The organism is Pseudomonas glycinae (assembly GCF_001594225.2).
GTDB classification, from domain to species: domain Bacteria; phylum Pseudomonadota; class Gammaproteobacteria; order Pseudomonadales; family Pseudomonadaceae; genus Aquipseudomonas; species Aquipseudomonas glycinae.
Map to the genome: position 1 here is coordinate 1,459,249 of NZ_CP014205.2, position 16,785 is coordinate 1,476,033.

Here is a 16,785-nt window from a genome sequence, read left to right on the forward strand (position 1 = left end):
GATAGAAATGGCCTACGATTTTGACCTTTATGTGATTGGTGCCGGTTCCGGTGGTGTGCGGGCTGCGCGTTTTGCTGCCGGGTTCGGTGCGAAAGTGGCGGTGGCCGAGAGCCGTTATCTTGGCGGAACCTGCGTCAACGTCGGTTGCGTACCGAAAAAACTGTTGGTGTATGGCGCCCATTTTGCCGAAGACTTCGAGCAGTCTTCGGGTTTCGGGTGGAGTCTGGGTGAAGCGGATTTCGATTGGGCCACGCTGATTGCCAACAAGGATCGCGAGATCAATCGTCTGAACGGCATTTATCGCAATCTGCTGGTCAACAGCGGTGTGACCTTGCATGAGGCTCACGCGAAAATCGTTGGTCCGCACGAAGTCGAGGTCAACGGTGAGCGATACACCGCGAAGAATATTCTGATCGCCACCGGTGGCTGGCCGCAGATCCCCGAGATTCCGGGGCATGAGCATGCAATCAGCTCGAACCAGGCGTTCTTCCTCAAAGAACTGCCCAAGCGTGTACTGGTCGTCGGTGGCGGTTACATTGCCGTCGAATTTGCCGGGATTTTCCATGGCCTGGGCGCGAACACGACGTTGTTGTATCGCGGGGATCTGTTCCTGCGCGGCTTCGACGGTTCGGTGCGTAACCATTTGAAGGAAGAACTGACCAAGCGCGGTATGGATCTGCAATTCAATGCCGATATTGCCCGCATCGACAAGCAATCGGATGGCAGCCTGAAGGCGACTCTCAAGGATGGTCGCGTACTGGAAGCGGATTGTGTGTTCTACGCCACCGGCCGACGTCCGATGCTGGACAACCTGGGGTTGGAGAACACTGATGTGCAGCTCGACGACAAAGGCTTCATCAAGGTCGATGAGCAATACCAGACCACCGAGCCATCAATCCTGGCGCTGGGCGATGTCATCGGTCGTGTGCAGCTGACGCCAGTGGCGCTGGCTGAAGGCATGGCGGTGGCGCGACGTCTGTTCAAGCCTGAGCAATACCGTCCGGTGGATTACAAGATGATCCCGACGGCGGTGTTCAGTCTGCCGAACATCGGCACCGTCGGCTTGACCGAAGAAGAGGCGCGGGAAGCGGGTCACGACGTCGTGATCTACGAAAGCCGCTTCCGGCCGATGAAGCTGACCCTGACTGACTGTCAGGAGCGCACGCTGATGAAGCTGGTGGTCGATGGCAAGTCCGACAAGGTGCTGGGCTGTCACATGGTCGGGCCGGATGCCGGCGAGATCGTGCAGGGTCTGGCAATTGCACTGAAGGCTGGCGCCACCAAGCGTGACTTCGACGACACCATCGGGGTACACCCGACGGCGGCCGAAGAATTTGTCACCATGCGTACGCCGGTCGGCGCTTAAGTCTTTTTCAGTTCTGCTGCGTCTGGCGCTGCCGCAACGGTGGTGGCCAGGCGCAGACTGTTTTGCGCCTTGGTCAATTCCTTCTCCAATGACTGATTGAGCTGCGACTGCTCGTCGACGTTCTGCTTGAGCGTCTGGCTTTCCAGCAGAGCCACGCGCAGGCGTTCCTGGAGGAGGGTGCGCTCGCTGTCGACTCGAGATGCTTGCTCCAGCAGTTGATCCTGACGCTGATTGCTGTGCTTGAGCTGATCCTGCATCAGACTCAGTTCGCGTACGGTGCCGCGATTCTCGGTCAGCAGACGTTCGTTGTCGCGGTGCAACTGAGTGATCTCGTCCTGACGTACCAGGGCGCTTTGCTGCGCCTGGCGCAACTCCATCTGCAATTGTTGCACCTGGCTTTCATGACGGCTTTGCTCCTGCTCGCGCTGTTCCTTGATGGCGTTGCGATAGTGCTCAAGCGCATCGCGGGCGTGCAGGTGCTTCTCTTCCAGCGAGCGGATCTGCTCGTCCTTGTCCTGCAGGCGCAATTCAAAATCCGCCAGTGCCTGATTCAGCCCGGCGTTGCGGGTCTGCTCGGTCTGCAGCATTGAGCGTGTATCACTCAGTGCTTCGGATTCCTTGGCTAGCGCGGCAGTCTGAATGTCGTGTTTCTTCTCCAGTTGCGCATGATCCTGACGAAGCTGATTCAGTTCGTCCTCCAGTGCCTGACGCTGTTGCTCGTACTGCTCGCGTGCCTGATCAATCGGCTCTTGCGCCTGTTCTTTCAGGCGTTGTGCAAGGCGCGTGACGAGCGCCAGCAGTTCGTCATCGATGGGTTCTGCCGACGGATCCGCTGGCTCGCTGCCATCATCCAGTTCTTTTAGATAGCGATGAATCGTGGTTTTTGAGCCCGTATTGCCCAGCTCGATGCGTACTGCATCGATACTGGGGTGTTCGCCACGGGCGAGGATCGCTGCGCGCGCGATCTGGACTACTGCTTTGTTAACGCCGCCACGGGCCATATCTGCTCCTATCATTTCGTACTGTGGTACATGCCACTAAAGTACGCAGTGTACCATGTTGAAAATAAAGTGAAATAAGCGCCGATAAACGGACGGGATATACTGGTATTACCCCATGTGAAACCCATAAAATCCGTTTCCGCACGAACCCTCAGTACGCCACGAGAAAATCAGCCCATGAGCGATATCGATCGCTACTTGCAAGCAGCAACTCGCGACAACACCCGCCGCAGTTATCGCGCGGCCATCGAGCACTTCGAATCCGGGTGGGGAGGGTTCCTGCCGGCCACAGCGGACAGCGTCGCGCGGTATCTGGTGGCGCATGCGGGCGTGCTGTCGGTCAACACGCTGAAGTTGCGTCTGTCGGCACTGGCGCAGTGGCACAACAGCCAAGGCTTCGCCGATCCCACCAAGTCGCCGGTGGTGCGCAAAGTGTTCAAGGGCATTCGCGCCCTGCATCCCGCGCAGGAAAAACAGGCCGAGCCACTCCAACTGCGCGATCTTGAGCAGACCGTCGCCTGGCTTGAGCAGGAAATGAAAGACGCCCGGGAACAACAGGACCGGCCGCTGCTGCTCCGAGCCTGCCGCGACCGGGCGTTGATCCTGCTGGGCTTCTGGCGCGGCTTTCGCAGTGATGAACTGTGTCGGGTGCAGATCGAGCATGTGCAGGCGCACGCCGGCAGTGGCATCACCTTGTACCTGCCGCGCAGCAAAGGCGATCGAGAAAACCTCGGGCAGACCTATCAGGCCCCGGCGCTGCTGAAGTTGTGCCCGGTGCAGGCATATATCGATTGGATCACCGAGGCAGCACTGGTGCGAGGATCGGTGTTTCGCGCCGTCGACCGCTGGGGCAACCTGAGCGAAGAGGGGTTGCACGCCAACAGCGTGATTCCGTTGCTGCGTCAGGCCCTGGAGCGGGCCGGGATCTCCGCTGAGCGCTACACCAGCCACTCCCTGCGTCGCGGCTTCGCAACATGGGCCCATCAAAGCGGCTGGGATCTTAAATCATTGATGAGTTACGTGGGCTGGAAGGATATGAAGTCCGCCATGCGCTATGTTGAAGCGAGCCCCTTTCACGGGATGGCCCGGATTACGGATAAGCCGCTGTCGCCGATATCGTTTTCTTCTATTAATACCTTCAACTAATAGCGAAAACAAATCAGCAGCATCAGGTTTGCCAATGAGCCATCCGTCGAGTGACTGGGTAGGATTCACCCATCGAATTCACAACCCTGACGGAGAGTCATCAATGCCTATCATCAACAGCCAAGTAAAACCGTTCAAAGCTACCGCGTTCAAAAACGGCGACTTCGTACAAGTCTCGGACGCTGACCTGAAAGGCAAATGGTCCGTAGTGTTTTTCTACCCGGCCGACTTCACTTTCGTTTGCCCAACCGAACTCGAAGACCTGGCTGACAACTACGCCGCCTTCCAGAAACTGGGCGTAGAGATCTACAGCGTTTCGACCGACACCCACTTTGCCCACGCTGCCTGGCACAACACTTCGCCAGCCATCGGCAAAATCCAGTACACCATGATTGGCGACCCGACCCAGGTCATCTCCCGCAACTTCGACGTGTTGATCGAAGAAGCAGGTCTGGCAGATCGTGGCACCTTCGTGATCAACCCTGAAGGTCAGATCAAAATCGTTGAACTGAACGATGGCGGCGTTGGCCGTGACGCTTCCGAGCTGCTGCGCAAAATCAAGGCTGCTCAGTACGTCGCTGCTCACCCAGGCGAAGTTTGCCCGGCCAAATGGAAAGAAGGCGAGGCCACACTGGCTCCGTCCCTGGACCTGGTCGGCAAGATCTAAGTCTGTGACACACGCAATGCAGGGCGGGACTCCGCACCTACTCAAGTAAGCTGCACCGCCCAATAGAAAAGCCCGGGCGAGATTCGCTCGGGCTTTTTTTCGCCTCAAATAAAGTCAGGAGATCGCCCGTATGTTGGACGCCAATCTTAAAGCCCAGTTGAAATCGTACCTGGAACGGGTCACCCAGCCGATCGAGATCGTTGCATCACTCGACGACGGTGCGAAATCCCGTGAAATGCTCGACCTGCTGAAAGACGTTGCCAGTCTTTCGCACCAAATTACCTTGATCGACAGTGGCGACGATGCACGCAAACCGTCGTTCTCGATCAACCGCCCCGGTGCCGACATCAGCCTGCGTTTCGCCGGCATCCCGATGGGCCATGAATTCACTTCGCTGGTGCTGGCCCTGCTGCAAGTCGGCGGCCATCCTTCGAAGGCCAGTGTCGAAGTGATCGAACAGATCCGCTCGCTCAAGGGCGAGTTCAACTTCGAGACGTACTTCTCGCTGTCCTGCCAGAACTGCCCGGACGTTGTTCAGGCATTGAACCTGATGGCCGTGCTGAACCCGAATATCCGCCACGTCGCCATCGACGGCGCGCTGTTCCAGGACGAAGTCAACGATCGCAAGATCATGGCTGTGCCGAGCATTTACCTGAACGGCGAAAACTTCGGCCAGGGCCGTATGGGCCTGGAAGAAATCCTCGCCAAACTCGACACTGGCGCCATCGAGCGTCAGGCGGAGAAAATCAGCGCCAAGCAAGCCTTTGATGTGCTGGTGGTTGGCGGTGGCCCGGCCGGTGCTTCGGCGGCGATCTATGCCGCACGTAAAGGCATTCGCACCGGTGTGGCGGCCGAGCGCTTCGGCGGTCAGGTGCTGGACACCATGGCCATCGAAAACTTCATTTCCGTGCAGGAAACCGAAGGCCCGAAACTGGCGACCGCGCTGGAAGAACACGTCAAGCAGTACGACGTCGACATCATGAACCTGCAGCGCGCCGACAAGCTGATCCCGGGCAAGAATGGCGAGCTGCATGAAGTCCACTTCGCGAGCGGCGCGACCCTAAAGGCCAAGAGCGTGATTCTGGCGACCGGTGCGCGGTGGCGTGAAATGAACGTGCCGGGCGAGCAGGAATACCGCAACAAAGGCGTGGCGTACTGCCCGCACTGCGACGGGCCGCTGTTCAAAGGCAAGCGCGTGGCGGTGATTGGCGGCGGTAACTCCGGCGTCGAAGCGGCCATTGACCTGGCCGGTATTGTATCCCACGTCACTTTGCTGGAATTTGACGTACAGCTGCGCGCCGACGCCGTATTGCAACGCAAGCTGCACAGCCTGCCGAACGTCACCGTGATCACCAGTGCGCTGACCACTGAAGTCACCGGCGATGGTCAGAAGGTCAACGGTCTGCGCTACAAGGATCGCAATACTGACGAGCTGCGCACTGTCGAGCTGGAAGGGATCTTCGTGCAGATCGGTCTGCTGCCCAACACCGACTGGCTCAAAGGCACCATCGAGCTGTCGCCGCGCGGCGAGATCATCGTCGACAACCGCGGTGAAACCTCGATCCCCGGCATCTTCGCCGCCGGTGACGTGACCACTGTGCCGTACAAGCAGATCGTGATTGCAGTAGGCGAGGGCGCCAAGGCTTCCCTCAGCGCTTTCGATCACCTGATTCGCACGTCGGCTCCGGCGTAAATCCCGGGCCTGAAAAAGAAAAACCCCATCAGCGATGATGGGGTTTTTTCTTTGCGGGGGTGCTTTCTACCCAGGTTCAGCTTTACAGCGGCGCCGGCTGGATGATCTCGACCCAGTAGCCATCCGGATCCTTGATGAACGCCAAGCTCTTCATGCGGCCATCGGTCAGGCGCTTCTGGAAATCGCAGCCAAGTTCTTCAAAGCGCGCGCAGGCAGCGACGATGTCCGGTACCGAGATGCAGATGTGGCCGAAACCGCGCGGGTCGGTGTTGCCGTTGTGGTAGGCGAAATCAGCGTCGTTCTCGGTGCCGTGGTTGTGGGTCAGTTCCAGAATGCCGGGAATCGACTTCATCCACTCGGTGCGGGCGGCGGCGTCGGCCGGAATCTGCGATTTGTCGACCAGGGCGAGGAAGTACAGGCTGAATTCCGCTTCCGGGAAATCACGCTTCTCTACCAGCGAGAAACCCAGTACGCGGGTGTAGAAATCCAGCGACTTGGTGATGTCTTTGACGCGCAGCATGGTGTGATTGAACACGAAGTGGCGGGTTGCGCTGTCCGGGGTGGCGGTGACGCCAGGGAAGGTGTTCAGTTCTTGCAGGCTCATGGGCCCTCCGTAAAAAATTGGGGCGAGTGAATGGGCGCAATGATACGCATGCCTGGCAGCATCGCCAAACCGAAAGCGCGGGCTTGCCCTGCGAGCGGGCGGGCCTCAGACTTTACGGCTCAATCCGCGAGTGCCTCTGGTAATGATCCGACCGTTCAAATCGCTGTTCGTTTTCCTGGGTTTTTCTCTGCTGGCGCTCCCGGCCTTTGCCGAGGCGCCGAGCATCACCTGGCCCGCCGGCTGGGAAGTCGAGGCGTTACCCGAAACCTCCCCGCAAGTCTCCCGTCAACGCGCGGTGAAGACTGACGCCAATGGCAATCAGGTCATGGTGATGGAGTTGACGATGACCCGCGTGGAAAGTGGTCATCAGGTCAACTTGCAAGGCGTATTGCTTGAGATGCGCAAGTCGGTGCAGAAAGACTTTTTCCAGAGCGGTTATCAGAGTGTCTGCAACAAGGTTCACGCGAGTACGCTGGGCTCGCTGACAGCGCTTGAGACCACTTGTACGGTGACTGAAAACGGCCGTCATGTGTTGTCGCAAACATTGGTTGCAGCGGTCGAGGCGGATAAAGCCTATGTACTTTCGTATGCAGGGCAGGCGGAGGTTTATAAGGCCAGCGGCGACGACATAGTGGCTGCGCGAAACAGCTTGAAATTCTAGTCGTCTGTTCGGGGTCAGTCTGGTGTTAGATACCGGAACTGATTAAACATAAAGTTAATCTCCGGCTAACGGGGCAACATTCGGAAGCATAGTTTCAGCGCGAGAGCGATTTGAAACTCAACTTGCCCGCCAGAAAAATCGTTGCATTTGTTAAATATTGTCCGAAAAAAAGCCCTGCATATGCAGGGCTTTCATGTTTGCAAGGGATTAACCGCGCAACCAGGAGTCAACGGTGGCTGCACCGTATTGTTCCTTCCAGGCCTTCAGGCCGCGGTGATTGCCACCTTTGGTCTCGATCAGCTCGCCGGTGTGTGGATTCTGATAGACCTTGACCACGCGAGCGCGGCGGGTTTTAGGTGCGGCGGTCAGTTGCAGACCGGATTTCGCCGGGTTCGGATCGAGAATGGCGATGATGTCTTTCAGGCCTTTGCCGTAGGTTTTCATCAGCCCCTGGAGCTTTTCTTCGAATTCGATTTCTTTCTTGAGCCCGGCATCGTTCTTCAGCGATTCCAGCTGCTTGAGCTGTTCTTGAAGGGCCTTTTCAGCTGCACGAAATTCAGCGAGTCTGGACAATATCTTTACTCCAATAGTGTGTTTGGCTGATACCAACCGCAAACAAAGCTATAAGCCAAGAGCCTCGAAGCGACTCGGTGATAATGGCTCACCTGCCCATCTTGCAACAGGTAAGAAAAATTGTAGTAGTTAATGCGGCAAGAGTAAATCCTGACTTTTTCTTCATGTAACAACAAGGCTGTTTTGTATCAATTTGGTGCGGACTGTCGGCGAGTCAGGATTTATCCAGAGAAGTTAATGATGAGTTAATGCTTCGATGAAGTCTGCAGCCGGCATCGGTTTGCCGAAAAGGTAGCCCTGCAAAAAGTTGACATGGTGGGCGGCCAGATAATCACACTGGGCTTGCGTCTCCACACCTTCGGCCACAATGCCCAAATCCAGCTTGGTCGAGAGCTCAATGATGGTGTCCAGAATGTGCCGGGACAGGGCATCTTTATCGATCATGGCGACGAATGTCTGGTCGATTTTGAGGAAGTCGACATTGAATGTTCTCAAGTAGCCAAGACTTGAATGGCCGGTGCCAAAGTCGTCGATCGCGATCTTCACGCCCATTGCACGCAGCTGCGCGAACAGTTGATGGGTAATGTCGGACGGCTCGATCAGTTCGCGTTCGGTCAATTCCAGGACCAGAGTGATGCTGCCGGGCCGAAAGGCTGACAAAAATTCACGGCAATCCTCAACCAGCTCAAGATCGCGGCAGTGGCTGGCGGTAATGTTGATGCCGATGTGGAAGGGCGCCTCGAAGGTTGGTGACAACGGCCCCAGTATGGCCGCGGTCTGCTGCATCAAGGCGCGGGTCATCGGTACGATCAGCCCGGAGTGTTCGGCAAACGGTATGAACAGATCCGGACGCACCAAGCCTTCCTTGGGATGGTTCCAGCGCATCAGCACTTCCGCGCCCGACCACCGTTTACTGTCACCGTGCACCACCGGTTGAAAGTACGGAATGAATTCTCCTGCCTCCAATGCCCGACGCATCTCGTGACTGGGCGACGTCGAGCGCTTCTGCAGGGTGTAGCCGATCACCCCCGATACCGCACCAAAGAACATCAGCAGGCTGAACAATGGCGGATACTCTTCTTTCATGTAACGCCAGGTTTCTCCTGGCGCAAAAGCGGCTGTTACCGAGAACGCATAGTGCGATGAGTGCAAGGTACTTTGTGCAACCGGCAGCGCGGGCAGGGCGCCTTGATGCACTTTGCCGTCGGCGCTGAGCCAGTTGTTGCCGACTTGCAGGAGCAACAGTGTGTGTCGGCCGATCAGACGCAGGATGTTGCTCAGGTGATAGCCGTCCAGCGTGGTGAGCGCGCCGCCGCGGCCTTCGCTCAGGCGATAGACCAGCAGCGCGGTGTCAGGCGTGACCGGGTTGCCGTTCATGAGCCACAATTTGCCCTGGGCGTAATCGCCCGGATTCACGGCCTCCTTGAAGTCACCGAACAGCGAACTGCAATAGAGATTGTCGTCCCACACCAGATTGGTCGAGCGCACGAACGGGCGCCGGGTGACTTGTTCGCGTAAAGCCAGCTTGACGGTCTCGCAGGTCTGGCCGGCCAAAGGCAACAGTTCGCGGGCGGCTTGGGCGGTGTTGTCCAGCATCAATTCGAACTGACGCAGGGCTTCATCGGCGGTGTGTTGCGAACTCTGCTGAAGGGCGCGTCCGGCCTGCATATAAAGAATCACACTGCCGAGTGCGATCGGCAGCAAGCCGCACAGCAAAGTCATTATTATCCGGGTGCTGCGCTTGCGGCGGGGCCTGACAGTCAGTGGCATGGGCGCATCCTGTCGCAATGGAGTGGGGCTCTAGATGGCAGGCGAAGCGTGCGCGCAAAGCCCAGGGTCTGAGCCCATGATAGATGGCCAATGACGCCTGCGCTGCTCAACGGTAATCCAGCCGTGTTGCCAGTTGAATGAATGCCAGCGTGGCGGGCGATGCCTGGCGCTGATCCAGTACCGCCAGTCCGACCTGTCGAGTGACCGCAGGGGATAGCAGTCGCTTGACATAGCGCGGGTCTGGGTCGGAAGGCAACGAACCTTAGGCTACCACGGTCATCGCATCGCCCCGGCCAACGGCATCGAGGGTGTGAGCAACTGCGCGTAGCGATAGCGAATGTTCGGGCTCTGCCGGGCGGCGTTGAATAGGCGCGGAACTTTCTGGCGGGCATCTGGCTGTGCAACAAACCCCTTGCAGCGGGCCGAAAAAAGCGGATTTTATAGAGAGGGCAGACAACCCTATTTACGCTGTGTAGAATCGGGTTACGCATACAATAATAATCGTCTTCTGGCAGCAGAAGCCTCGCCCGCAAGAGCCTTGGGTCGACAATGAAGATATTCGGGTTTCAACTGATCTACGGTGACTTCCTCGCCCGCAGTGTGCGTGGCATCTCCTGTGCGCCACCCATCGGTCTCAGCATTACTGACAAATAACTCTGGTTAATTGATAAGAATGATGAGGCGCCAACCATGGCAGATTTATACGAAAACCCAATGGGCCTGATGGGCTTCGAGTTCATCGAGTTCGCATCGCCCACACCTGGCACCCTGGAGCCGATCTTCGAGATCATGGGCTTCACCAAGGTCGCGACCCACCGTTCCAAGAACGTGCACCTCTATCGCCAGGGCGCGATCAACCTGATCCTCAACAACGAACCCCACAGCGTTGCTTCCTACTTCGCGGCCGAGCACGGGCCGTCGGTATGCGGCATGGCGTTCCGGGTCAAGGATTCGCAGAAGGCTTACAAACGCGCATTGGAGCTCGGTGCCCAGCCAATCCACATCGAAACCGGTCCGATGGAACTGAACCTGCCGGCGATCAAAGGCATTGGCGGCGCGCCGCTTTACCTGATCGACCGTTTCGGCGAAGGCAGCTCGATCTATGACATCGACTTCGTGTTCCTCGAAGGCGTTGACCGCAACCCGGTCGGTGCCGGCCTGAAGATCATCGACCACCTGACCCACAACGTGTATCGCGGTCGCATGGCCTACTGGGCTAACTTCTACGAGAAGCTGTTCAACTTCCGCGAAATCCGTTACTTCGACATCAAGGGCGAATACACCGGCCTCACCTCGAAAGCGATGACCGCGCCGGACGGCATGATCCGCATCCCGCTCAACGAAGAATCGTCGAAGGGCGCCGGGCAGATCGAAGAGTTCCTGATGCAGTTCAATGGCGAAGGCATCCAGCACGTGGCGTTCCTCACTGACGACCTGGTCAAGACCTGGGATCAGCTGAAGAAGATCGGCATGCGCTTCATGACCGCGCCGCCGGACACCTACTACGAAATGCTCGAAGGCCGCCTGCCGAACCACGGCGAGCCGGTGGATCAACTGCAATCGCGCGGCATCCTGCTCGATGGCGCATCGGACAAGGAAGACAAGCGTCTGCTGCTGCAGATATTCTCGGAAACCCTGATGGGGCCGGTGTTCTTCGAATTCATCCAGCGCAAAGGCGACGATGGTTTCGGCGAGGGCAACTTCAAGGCACTGTTCGAATCGATCGAACGTGACCAGGTGCGTCGTGGCGTTCTCGCTACCGAGTAATCCGCATCAGATGTAAAAAAGCCCGGCCTGCAGAAATGCAGGCCGGGCTTTTTATTGCGCGTCTTAAGGGCGCCGTTGGCGCATCAAATGCTTGAAGCCTTCGAACACCAGCACCACCACGGCGAGCCAGATCGGGATGTAGGTCAGCCATTCACCGGGTTTGATGCTCTCGCCGAGCAGCAGCGCCACACCGAGCAGCAACACCGGTTCCACGTAACTCAACAAACCGAACAGGCTGAACGGCAGCAAGCGGCTGGCAATGATGTAGACCACCAGCGCCGACGCACTGATCAGGCCGAGCAGCGGAATCAGCCACGTCAGCGCCGGGTACTGATCGAACACGCCGAAACCCTGTTCGCCGCCGCGCACAAACCAGTACGCCACCGGCAGCATCAGCGTCATGTCGACCCACAAACCGCCGAGGTTGTCGGTCTTGAGGTATTTGCGCAGCACGAAATACAACGGGTAACCGACGACCACCACCAGCGTCGCCCAGGAAAACCCGCCGACCTGATACAACTCGTTCAACACCCCGAGGCTGGCAAAAAACACCGCGACTTTTTGCAGGTACGACAGGCTTTCGCCATAAGCGATGCGTCCGGTCAGCACCATGGCCAGCGGCAACAGGAAGTAGCCCAGCGACACGTCGAGGCTGTAGCCATTAAGCGGCGCCCACATGAACAACCACAACTGCACGCCGAGCAGCGCTGACGAAACGACCAAGCCACCGATCAACTTCGGTAGCGCAGGAATCCGACGCAGCAGCTCCAGCACCCGCCGCCATTCGCCGGACAACAACATGAACACGGTCATGCAGGGCACGGTCAGCAGCATCCGCCAACCGAAGATTTCCACGCCGCTCAACGGGGTGAGCAACGAGGTGTAGTAATACATGACGGCAAACAGCGTCGATGCTGTCACCGATAAAACAATGCCTTTAGACAAACTGTCCTCGCGGGTGTGATGGTGAAACGGGGCGCGCAGGATACGTGGTTTTTGTGGTGAATATTGGCCGAGTGATCAATATTTCCAACATTCGACACAGGTCCCGTGAGAGCGGGAACCTGTGTCGAAGCATAGGTGCTTAAGCCTGATGCGGTTTGCGCCCCGACACAAAATGGCTCACATCATTAAACCCCGGCGTAGACGCATGCCCCGGCGTCACCAGCGAGTCGATAAACGCCTCATCCTCGGCCGTAATCTTCACCGCCTGCGCCTTGGTGTACGCATCCCACTGTTCTTCCGTGCGCGGCCCGACAATCGCCGACGTCACTGCGCCGTTGTTCAACACCCAGGCAATCGCAAACTCGACAATCCCGACCCCACGCTCCTGGGTGTATTGCTGAATCTGCTGGGCAATGCGCAACGATTCCACCCGCCACTCGGTTTCCAGAATCCGCTTGTCTTGCCGTCCGGCGCGGCTATTGGCGTCCGGGGTCACGTCCGGTGCGTACTTGCCGCTGAGCACGCCACGGGCCAGCGGGCTGTAAGGCACGACGCCGAGGCCGTAAGTCTGAGCGGCGGTGATCTGCTCGGTTTCGGCCTGACGGTTGACGATGTTGTACAGCGGCTGGCTGATCACCGGGCGATCGACGCCGAGTTTGTCCGCCACGCGGATCACCTCGGCAATCCGCCAACCGCGATAGTTCGACAGGCCCCAATAACGGATCTTGCCCTGGCGAATCAGGTCGCCAATCGCCGAGATCGTCACTTCCAGCGGGGTGTTGTGGTCTTCGCGGTGCAGGTAATAGATGTCGAGGTAGTCGGTGCCGAGCCGGGTCAGGCTGGCCTCCAGACCATTGAAGATGTGCTTGCGGCTCAAGCCGCTGCGGTTCGGCACGCCATCCACCGGGCCGAAACCGATTTTGGTCGCCAGCACCCATTCATGCCGATGACGGGCGATGGCTTCGCCGACGATCTCTTCCGAGCGGCCGTTGGTATAGACGTCGGCGGTGTCGATGAAGTTGATGCCCTGATCCCAGGCCTTGTCGATGATGCGCAGCGAGTCTTCTGCGCTGGTCTGCTCGCCGAACATCATCGTGCCGAGAGTGAGGGTGGACACCTGCAACCCCGAGTGACCCAGTGTGCGATAGCTCATGCCGAAATCCTTTTGTCGGTGGGAAAGCTTCCATCAAATACCAGAAGCGCCCGGCGCGGCAAAGTGAATTTATCGCCGCAACGCCTCGCAACGCTCGCGCAAAAACGCCTGCAACACCTTGACCCGTTCCGACACCTGCACCCGGTGCGGGCACAGCAGATTGAACGGCACGCTCTCGCCCAGCCAGTCATCGAATAGCGTCAGCAGCCGCCCGGCACGCACGTCTTCGGCCACGTCGAGCCAGGCCTTGTAGGCGATCCCGTGCCCGGCAAGCGCCCAGCGGCGGGCGACTTCGCCGTCGTCGCTGAGGTAGTCGCCGCGCACTTCGACCTCGACCGTTTCGTCCTCGCGATGGAAGCGCCAGGTGTTATAGGGCCGGCCGTTGCGCAGGTAGAGCAGGGCGCTGTGCTCGCTCAATTCGGCAGGATTTTGCGGTGTACCGTGGCGTTCCAGATACGCATGACTGGCGCAGGCCACGCGGCGATGCTCAGGCAGAATCGGCAACGCCACCAGCGTCGAATCACTCGGCACGCCAAAGCGCAGCGCCACATCCACCGTCTCGCGAAACAGATCCGCATGCCGGTCGTTGAGCAGCAATTGCAGTTGAATGTGCGGGTGCTCGCGCTTGAAACCGTCCAGCCACGGCAGCAACACGTTGCGCCCGAAGTCCGACGGCGCCGCCAGTTGCAACACGCCGCTCAGGCCTTCGGTCTGTTGCTTCAGCGCCTGTTCGCCCTCGGCCAATGTGGCCAGTGCCAGGCGCACGCTTTCCAGATAGCGCCGGCCCTCTTCGGTCAGACGCATGCTGCGCGTGGAGCGGGCGAACAGGCGGATGCCGAGGCGGGTTTCCAGGCGTTTCAGCGCAATGCTGGCGGCGGCCGGTGTCAACTCCAGCGCCCGGGCGGCGGCGGAAATGCTGCCGGAGTCGGCGGTACGGACGAAGATCTCAAGATCCAAAATCGAACTCATTGGTAAAAATCCTTTAAAGATCCTTCCGATTTACCGGGATTTTTCTGCGATTGGCAACCGGGGAAGATGCAATCTCCTCAAACCCACCGGAGAACTCCCTTGAAACCACTCGACAACCAGACTGTTGTGGTCATCGGCGGCAGCAGCGGCATTGGCGCCGCCGTCGCGTCGAACGCCGCGGAACGTGGCGCCCGTGTTTATTCGGTCGGGCGCCGTGTTGAAACGTCCGAAACCCATGACGGTGTCCGTCACGAAACTGCCGATGTCACCGATGACGCTTCGCTGCGTCAACTGTTCGAACGCATTGGCGCCCTCGATCATCTGGTGATCACCGCCGGGCCGAGCGTCAGCGCCAAGCCTCTGGCCGACAGCGATCTGCTCCAGGCGCAGCAGGCCTTCGACGTGAAATTCTGGGGCACCTTGCGCGCCATTCAAGCGGCACTGCCGTACCTGAGCGAGCGGGCCAGCATCACCCTGACGTCGGGTTTGCTGTCGCGCAAATTCGTAGCGGGGCAATTCATCAAGACCACGTTGAATGGCGCGCTGGAAGCTCTGGCCAAACAACTGGCCAAGGAGCTGGCGCCGCGCCGGGTCAACGTGATCAGCCCCGGCGTGACCGACACTGAAGCGTACGCCGGCATGGATGAGATCCAACGCACCGCGATGTTCGCCCGTACCTCGGCGGCGCTGCCGGTAGGCCGGATCGGCACGCCACAGGACCTGGCCGCCGCGTTTATGCTGGTCATGGAAAACGGCTTCATCAGCGGCAGCATCATTGATGTCGATGGAGGTGGATTGTTATGACCTGGCACTTCGATCACCTGGCGTTCAATGCGCCGGACGGGCAACCGATTCAGGACGCCTTCAATGTATTGCTGGGATTGACGCCAGGGCGGCGGCCTCCGTTTCCGTTTCCCGGGCGGTGGTTGTACCAGGATGGGGAGGCGTTGGTGCATGTGATTGAGCAGCCGGCGCTGGATGAGGCGGCGTTGAGTCATATTGCGTTTCGTACGGATGAAGACGCGGCGGTGGTTTTGAAGCGGGTGCAGGGCAGTGGACTGCCGTATCAGGTGGGGCAGGTGCCGGAGGATGGGATCTGGCAGATTTTTGTGCAAATGCCGGGGGGGGTGGTGCTGGAACTGGATGTAAAAACAAGCATTCTGTGACTCTCGTTCCCACGCTTTGCGTGGGAGCGATCTGAAATCAAGCCATAATTTTTTGGCTGCGGTACTTTTCACATCCAGCATATTGTCCTTTGGTTTTTGAACTTTTCAGTTCGATCAGCGCACTTGGCTATAAATGAGTGTTGGTTATTCCAAAATGCACGTGGAGACTGTCAGAACTGACAGTAGAAATTTTCTTCGCGACATACCAAACTTTATTCAAGTGCCAAGTGTTATTGCGATCAGTATTTCACCTGATATCAAACGTGCAAAATTTACTTCACTGAGTAAAACAGCCAGCCTGAATCGATCTACGTCAAAAGGAATAAATCATGCCTGTCAAACAGAATCAGCCACCGGCACAACTTCCGGCGCCCCTGCCAAATGCCCTTGCAACGGCTCTTGGCCCTGCCGCTCCCATGTTTCCGCCCGGGGTGCCAAAAGCCGCCTCGGCACCGATACTCGACACCTCGAATCGTGTTGTTCAGCACGCTCTTCCGGTTTTTGCAAGGAATGGGCAAACGCTCACTATATATTTGTCAAATACGACCCAGAACCAGTCCTGGACTCTTCACAGTGAGATACTAGATCAAAAATTGTTGTCAGCTATATTCAATGATCAGAACGGTATATACAGGTGGTCGGGGCTCTGGGGCGCGCTAACCAGTAATCAGGTCCCACTAGGGATCTATGACATAGTTATCACATATGCGACTTCTCCAACTTCGCTAGTCATCGTTTCGGCACCGTTAAACATTACGTATTTTTAATTAAGGCAAAAAGCCAGAGCGGGGACTGAGCCGGACAGCACGGCAAGGTCGTAATTAAAGATGCTGGTGAAGTCCAGTTATTTTGAAAGTTGATCAGTAGAAACAAGAAGCCTGCCTTTGTGGGGTATGTGAAAGCCAGGCAATCTGACCGATGTATCCAAAAATGCTCCCGTATTAAAGAAACGGAGCATTTTCGTCATGGGCTGCTCGGTGGCGGATTTATTTTTCGGAATCTTTTGTGCGTTTAAGTCTGGTGTTTAAGGGACACGTTCAGACACGCACCTCAGGCTACACAACCTTGCGCCGTTGCCTACGACTGCGCCAGAATCCGCCGGCTTGTGCGCTTATGGGCCGGGTTTTATCGTTATCCCGTCGCTGAAAAACAGCGATCGGGTTTGGTAGCCCGGATCTGACTTGTTGCGCAATTCACCGTATTCGGACGCTTATCCGTCCGTGCTTTTATGGTGGCCATGCGTGGGGCGTTTTCGAGCGCGCCGGTTCTCCAAGTCACCGGTCTACCAACCCGTGCATGGCCAC

General features: G+C 57.8%; 15 protein-coding genes and 1 pseudogene. 8 read left to right on the plus strand and 8 right to left on the minus strand.

Features of this window, described 5'->3' with window-relative positions; all coding sequences use genetic code 11:
- The first annotated feature begins 7 nt into the window (after window positions 1-7).
- On the plus strand, window positions 8-1,366 hold the full coding sequence (gene gorA, locus AWU82_RS06590) for a glutathione-disulfide reductase (RefSeq protein WP_064381405.1): 1,359 nt from the start codon (window positions 8-10) through the stop codon (window positions 1,364-1,366).
- Here the strand turns inward: gorA and AWU82_RS06595 are convergent.
- Complete coding sequence (locus AWU82_RS06595; protein WP_064381407.1) at window positions 1,363-2,367, minus strand: DNA-binding protein; 1,005 nt, start codon at window positions 2,365-2,367, stop codon at window positions 1,363-1,365. The genes gorA and AWU82_RS06595 overlap by 4 nt on opposite strands.
- 177 nt (window positions 2,368-2,544) lie before the next feature.
- Between AWU82_RS06595 and AWU82_RS06600 the strand changes: the two genes are divergently transcribed.
- The 3 genes from AWU82_RS06600 to ahpF all read left to right on the plus strand — a co-directional run bounded on the left by AWU82_RS06600 (window position 2,545) and on the right by ahpF (window position 5,873).
- Complete coding sequence (locus AWU82_RS06600; RefSeq protein ID WP_064381409.1) at window positions 2,545-3,513, plus strand: site-specific integrase; 969 nt, start codon at window positions 2,545-2,547, stop codon at window positions 3,511-3,513.
- A 103-nt stretch (window positions 3,514-3,616) separates the two neighbouring features.
- Entirely contained in the window at window positions 3,617-4,180 is a 564-nt protein-coding gene (gene ahpC / locus AWU82_RS06605) for an alkyl hydroperoxide reductase subunit C (protein WP_007958941.1), read from the plus strand.
- A gap of 130 nt (window positions 4,181-4,310) precedes the next feature.
- Entirely contained in the window at window positions 4,311-5,873 is a 1,563-nt protein-coding gene (ahpF, locus tag AWU82_RS06610; protein WP_007958943.1) for an alkyl hydroperoxide reductase subunit F, read from the plus strand.
- 82 nt (window positions 5,874-5,955) lie between these two features.
- On the opposite strand, the gene gloA is transcribed toward ahpF, so the two are convergent.
- The gene (gloA, locus tag AWU82_RS06615; RefSeq protein WP_064381412.1) at window positions 5,956-6,477 is read right to left on the minus strand and encodes a lactoylglutathione lyase; all 522 of its coding nucleotides are present in this window, start codon (window positions 6,475-6,477) and stop codon (window positions 5,956-5,958) included.
- A 142-nt stretch (window positions 6,478-6,619) separates the two neighbouring features.
- Here gloA and AWU82_RS06620 point away from each other — a divergent pair, with 142 nt between their 5' ends.
- Window positions 6,620-7,138 (plus strand): DUF4946 domain-containing protein, encoded by a 519-nt coding sequence (locus tag AWU82_RS06620; protein WP_064381414.1) that lies wholly within the window; start codon window positions 6,620-6,622, stop codon window positions 7,136-7,138.
- A gap of 207 nt (window positions 7,139-7,345) precedes the next feature.
- On the opposite strand, the gene AWU82_RS06625 is transcribed toward AWU82_RS06620, so the two are convergent.
- From AWU82_RS06625 to AWU82_RS29150, 3 genes and pseudogenes are all read right to left on the minus strand, one after another.
- Window positions 7,346-7,711, minus strand: coding sequence for a histone-like nucleoid-structuring protein, MvaT/MvaU family (locus tag AWU82_RS06625; protein WP_064381416.1), 366 nt, complete (start codon window positions 7,709-7,711; stop codon window positions 7,346-7,348).
- A gap of 234 nt (window positions 7,712-7,945) precedes the next feature.
- Entirely contained in the window at window positions 7,946-9,481 is a 1,536-nt protein-coding gene (locus AWU82_RS06630) for an EAL domain-containing protein (RefSeq protein ID WP_064381419.1), read from the minus strand.
- 106 nt (window positions 9,482-9,587) lie between these two features.
- A pseudogene (locus tag AWU82_RS29150) lies at window positions 9,588-9,859 on the minus strand (LysR substrate-binding domain-containing protein); the annotation flags it as partial.
- A 312-nt stretch (window positions 9,860-10,171) separates the two neighbouring features.
- Between AWU82_RS29150 and hppD the strand changes: the two are divergent.
- Window positions 10,172-11,248, plus strand: coding sequence for a 4-hydroxyphenylpyruvate dioxygenase (hppD, locus tag AWU82_RS06635; RefSeq protein WP_011334325.1), 1,077 nt, complete (start codon window positions 10,172-10,174; stop codon window positions 11,246-11,248).
- Window positions 11,249-11,311: 63 nt separating this feature from the next.
- Here hppD and rarD read toward each other — a convergent pair whose 3' ends face one another.
- The 3 genes from rarD to AWU82_RS06650 all read right to left on the minus strand — a co-directional run bounded on the left by rarD (window position 11,312) and on the right by AWU82_RS06650 (window position 14,315).
- Complete coding sequence (gene rarD / locus AWU82_RS06640; protein ID WP_064381420.1) at window positions 11,312-12,193, minus strand: EamA family transporter RarD; 882 nt, start codon at window positions 12,191-12,193, stop codon at window positions 11,312-11,314.
- Window positions 12,194-12,332: 139 nt separating this feature from the next.
- Window positions 12,333-13,346: an aldo/keto reductase gene (locus AWU82_RS06645; RefSeq protein ID WP_064381423.1), complete on the minus strand. Its 1,014-nt coding sequence runs from the start codon at window positions 13,344-13,346 to the stop codon at window positions 12,333-12,335.
- A gap of 69 nt (window positions 13,347-13,415) precedes the next feature.
- Window positions 13,416-14,315 (minus strand): LysR family transcriptional regulator, encoded by a 900-nt coding sequence (locus AWU82_RS06650; protein ID WP_064381426.1) that lies wholly within the window; start codon window positions 14,313-14,315, stop codon window positions 13,416-13,418.
- A 66-nt stretch (window positions 14,316-14,381) separates the two neighbouring features.
- Here AWU82_RS06650 and AWU82_RS06655 point away from each other — a divergent pair, with 66 nt between their 5' ends.
- A complete protein-coding gene (locus AWU82_RS06655) occupies window positions 14,382-15,119 on the plus strand; it encodes an SDR family oxidoreductase (protein ID WP_064381428.1) in 738 nt (245 codons plus the stop codon).
- Entirely contained in the window at window positions 15,116-15,481 is a 366-nt protein-coding gene (locus AWU82_RS06660; RefSeq protein ID WP_064381429.1) for a VOC family protein, read from the plus strand. Before AWU82_RS06655 ends, AWU82_RS06660 begins: the two co-directional genes overlap by 4 nt.
- Window positions 15,482-16,785 lie beyond the last annotated feature (1,304 nt).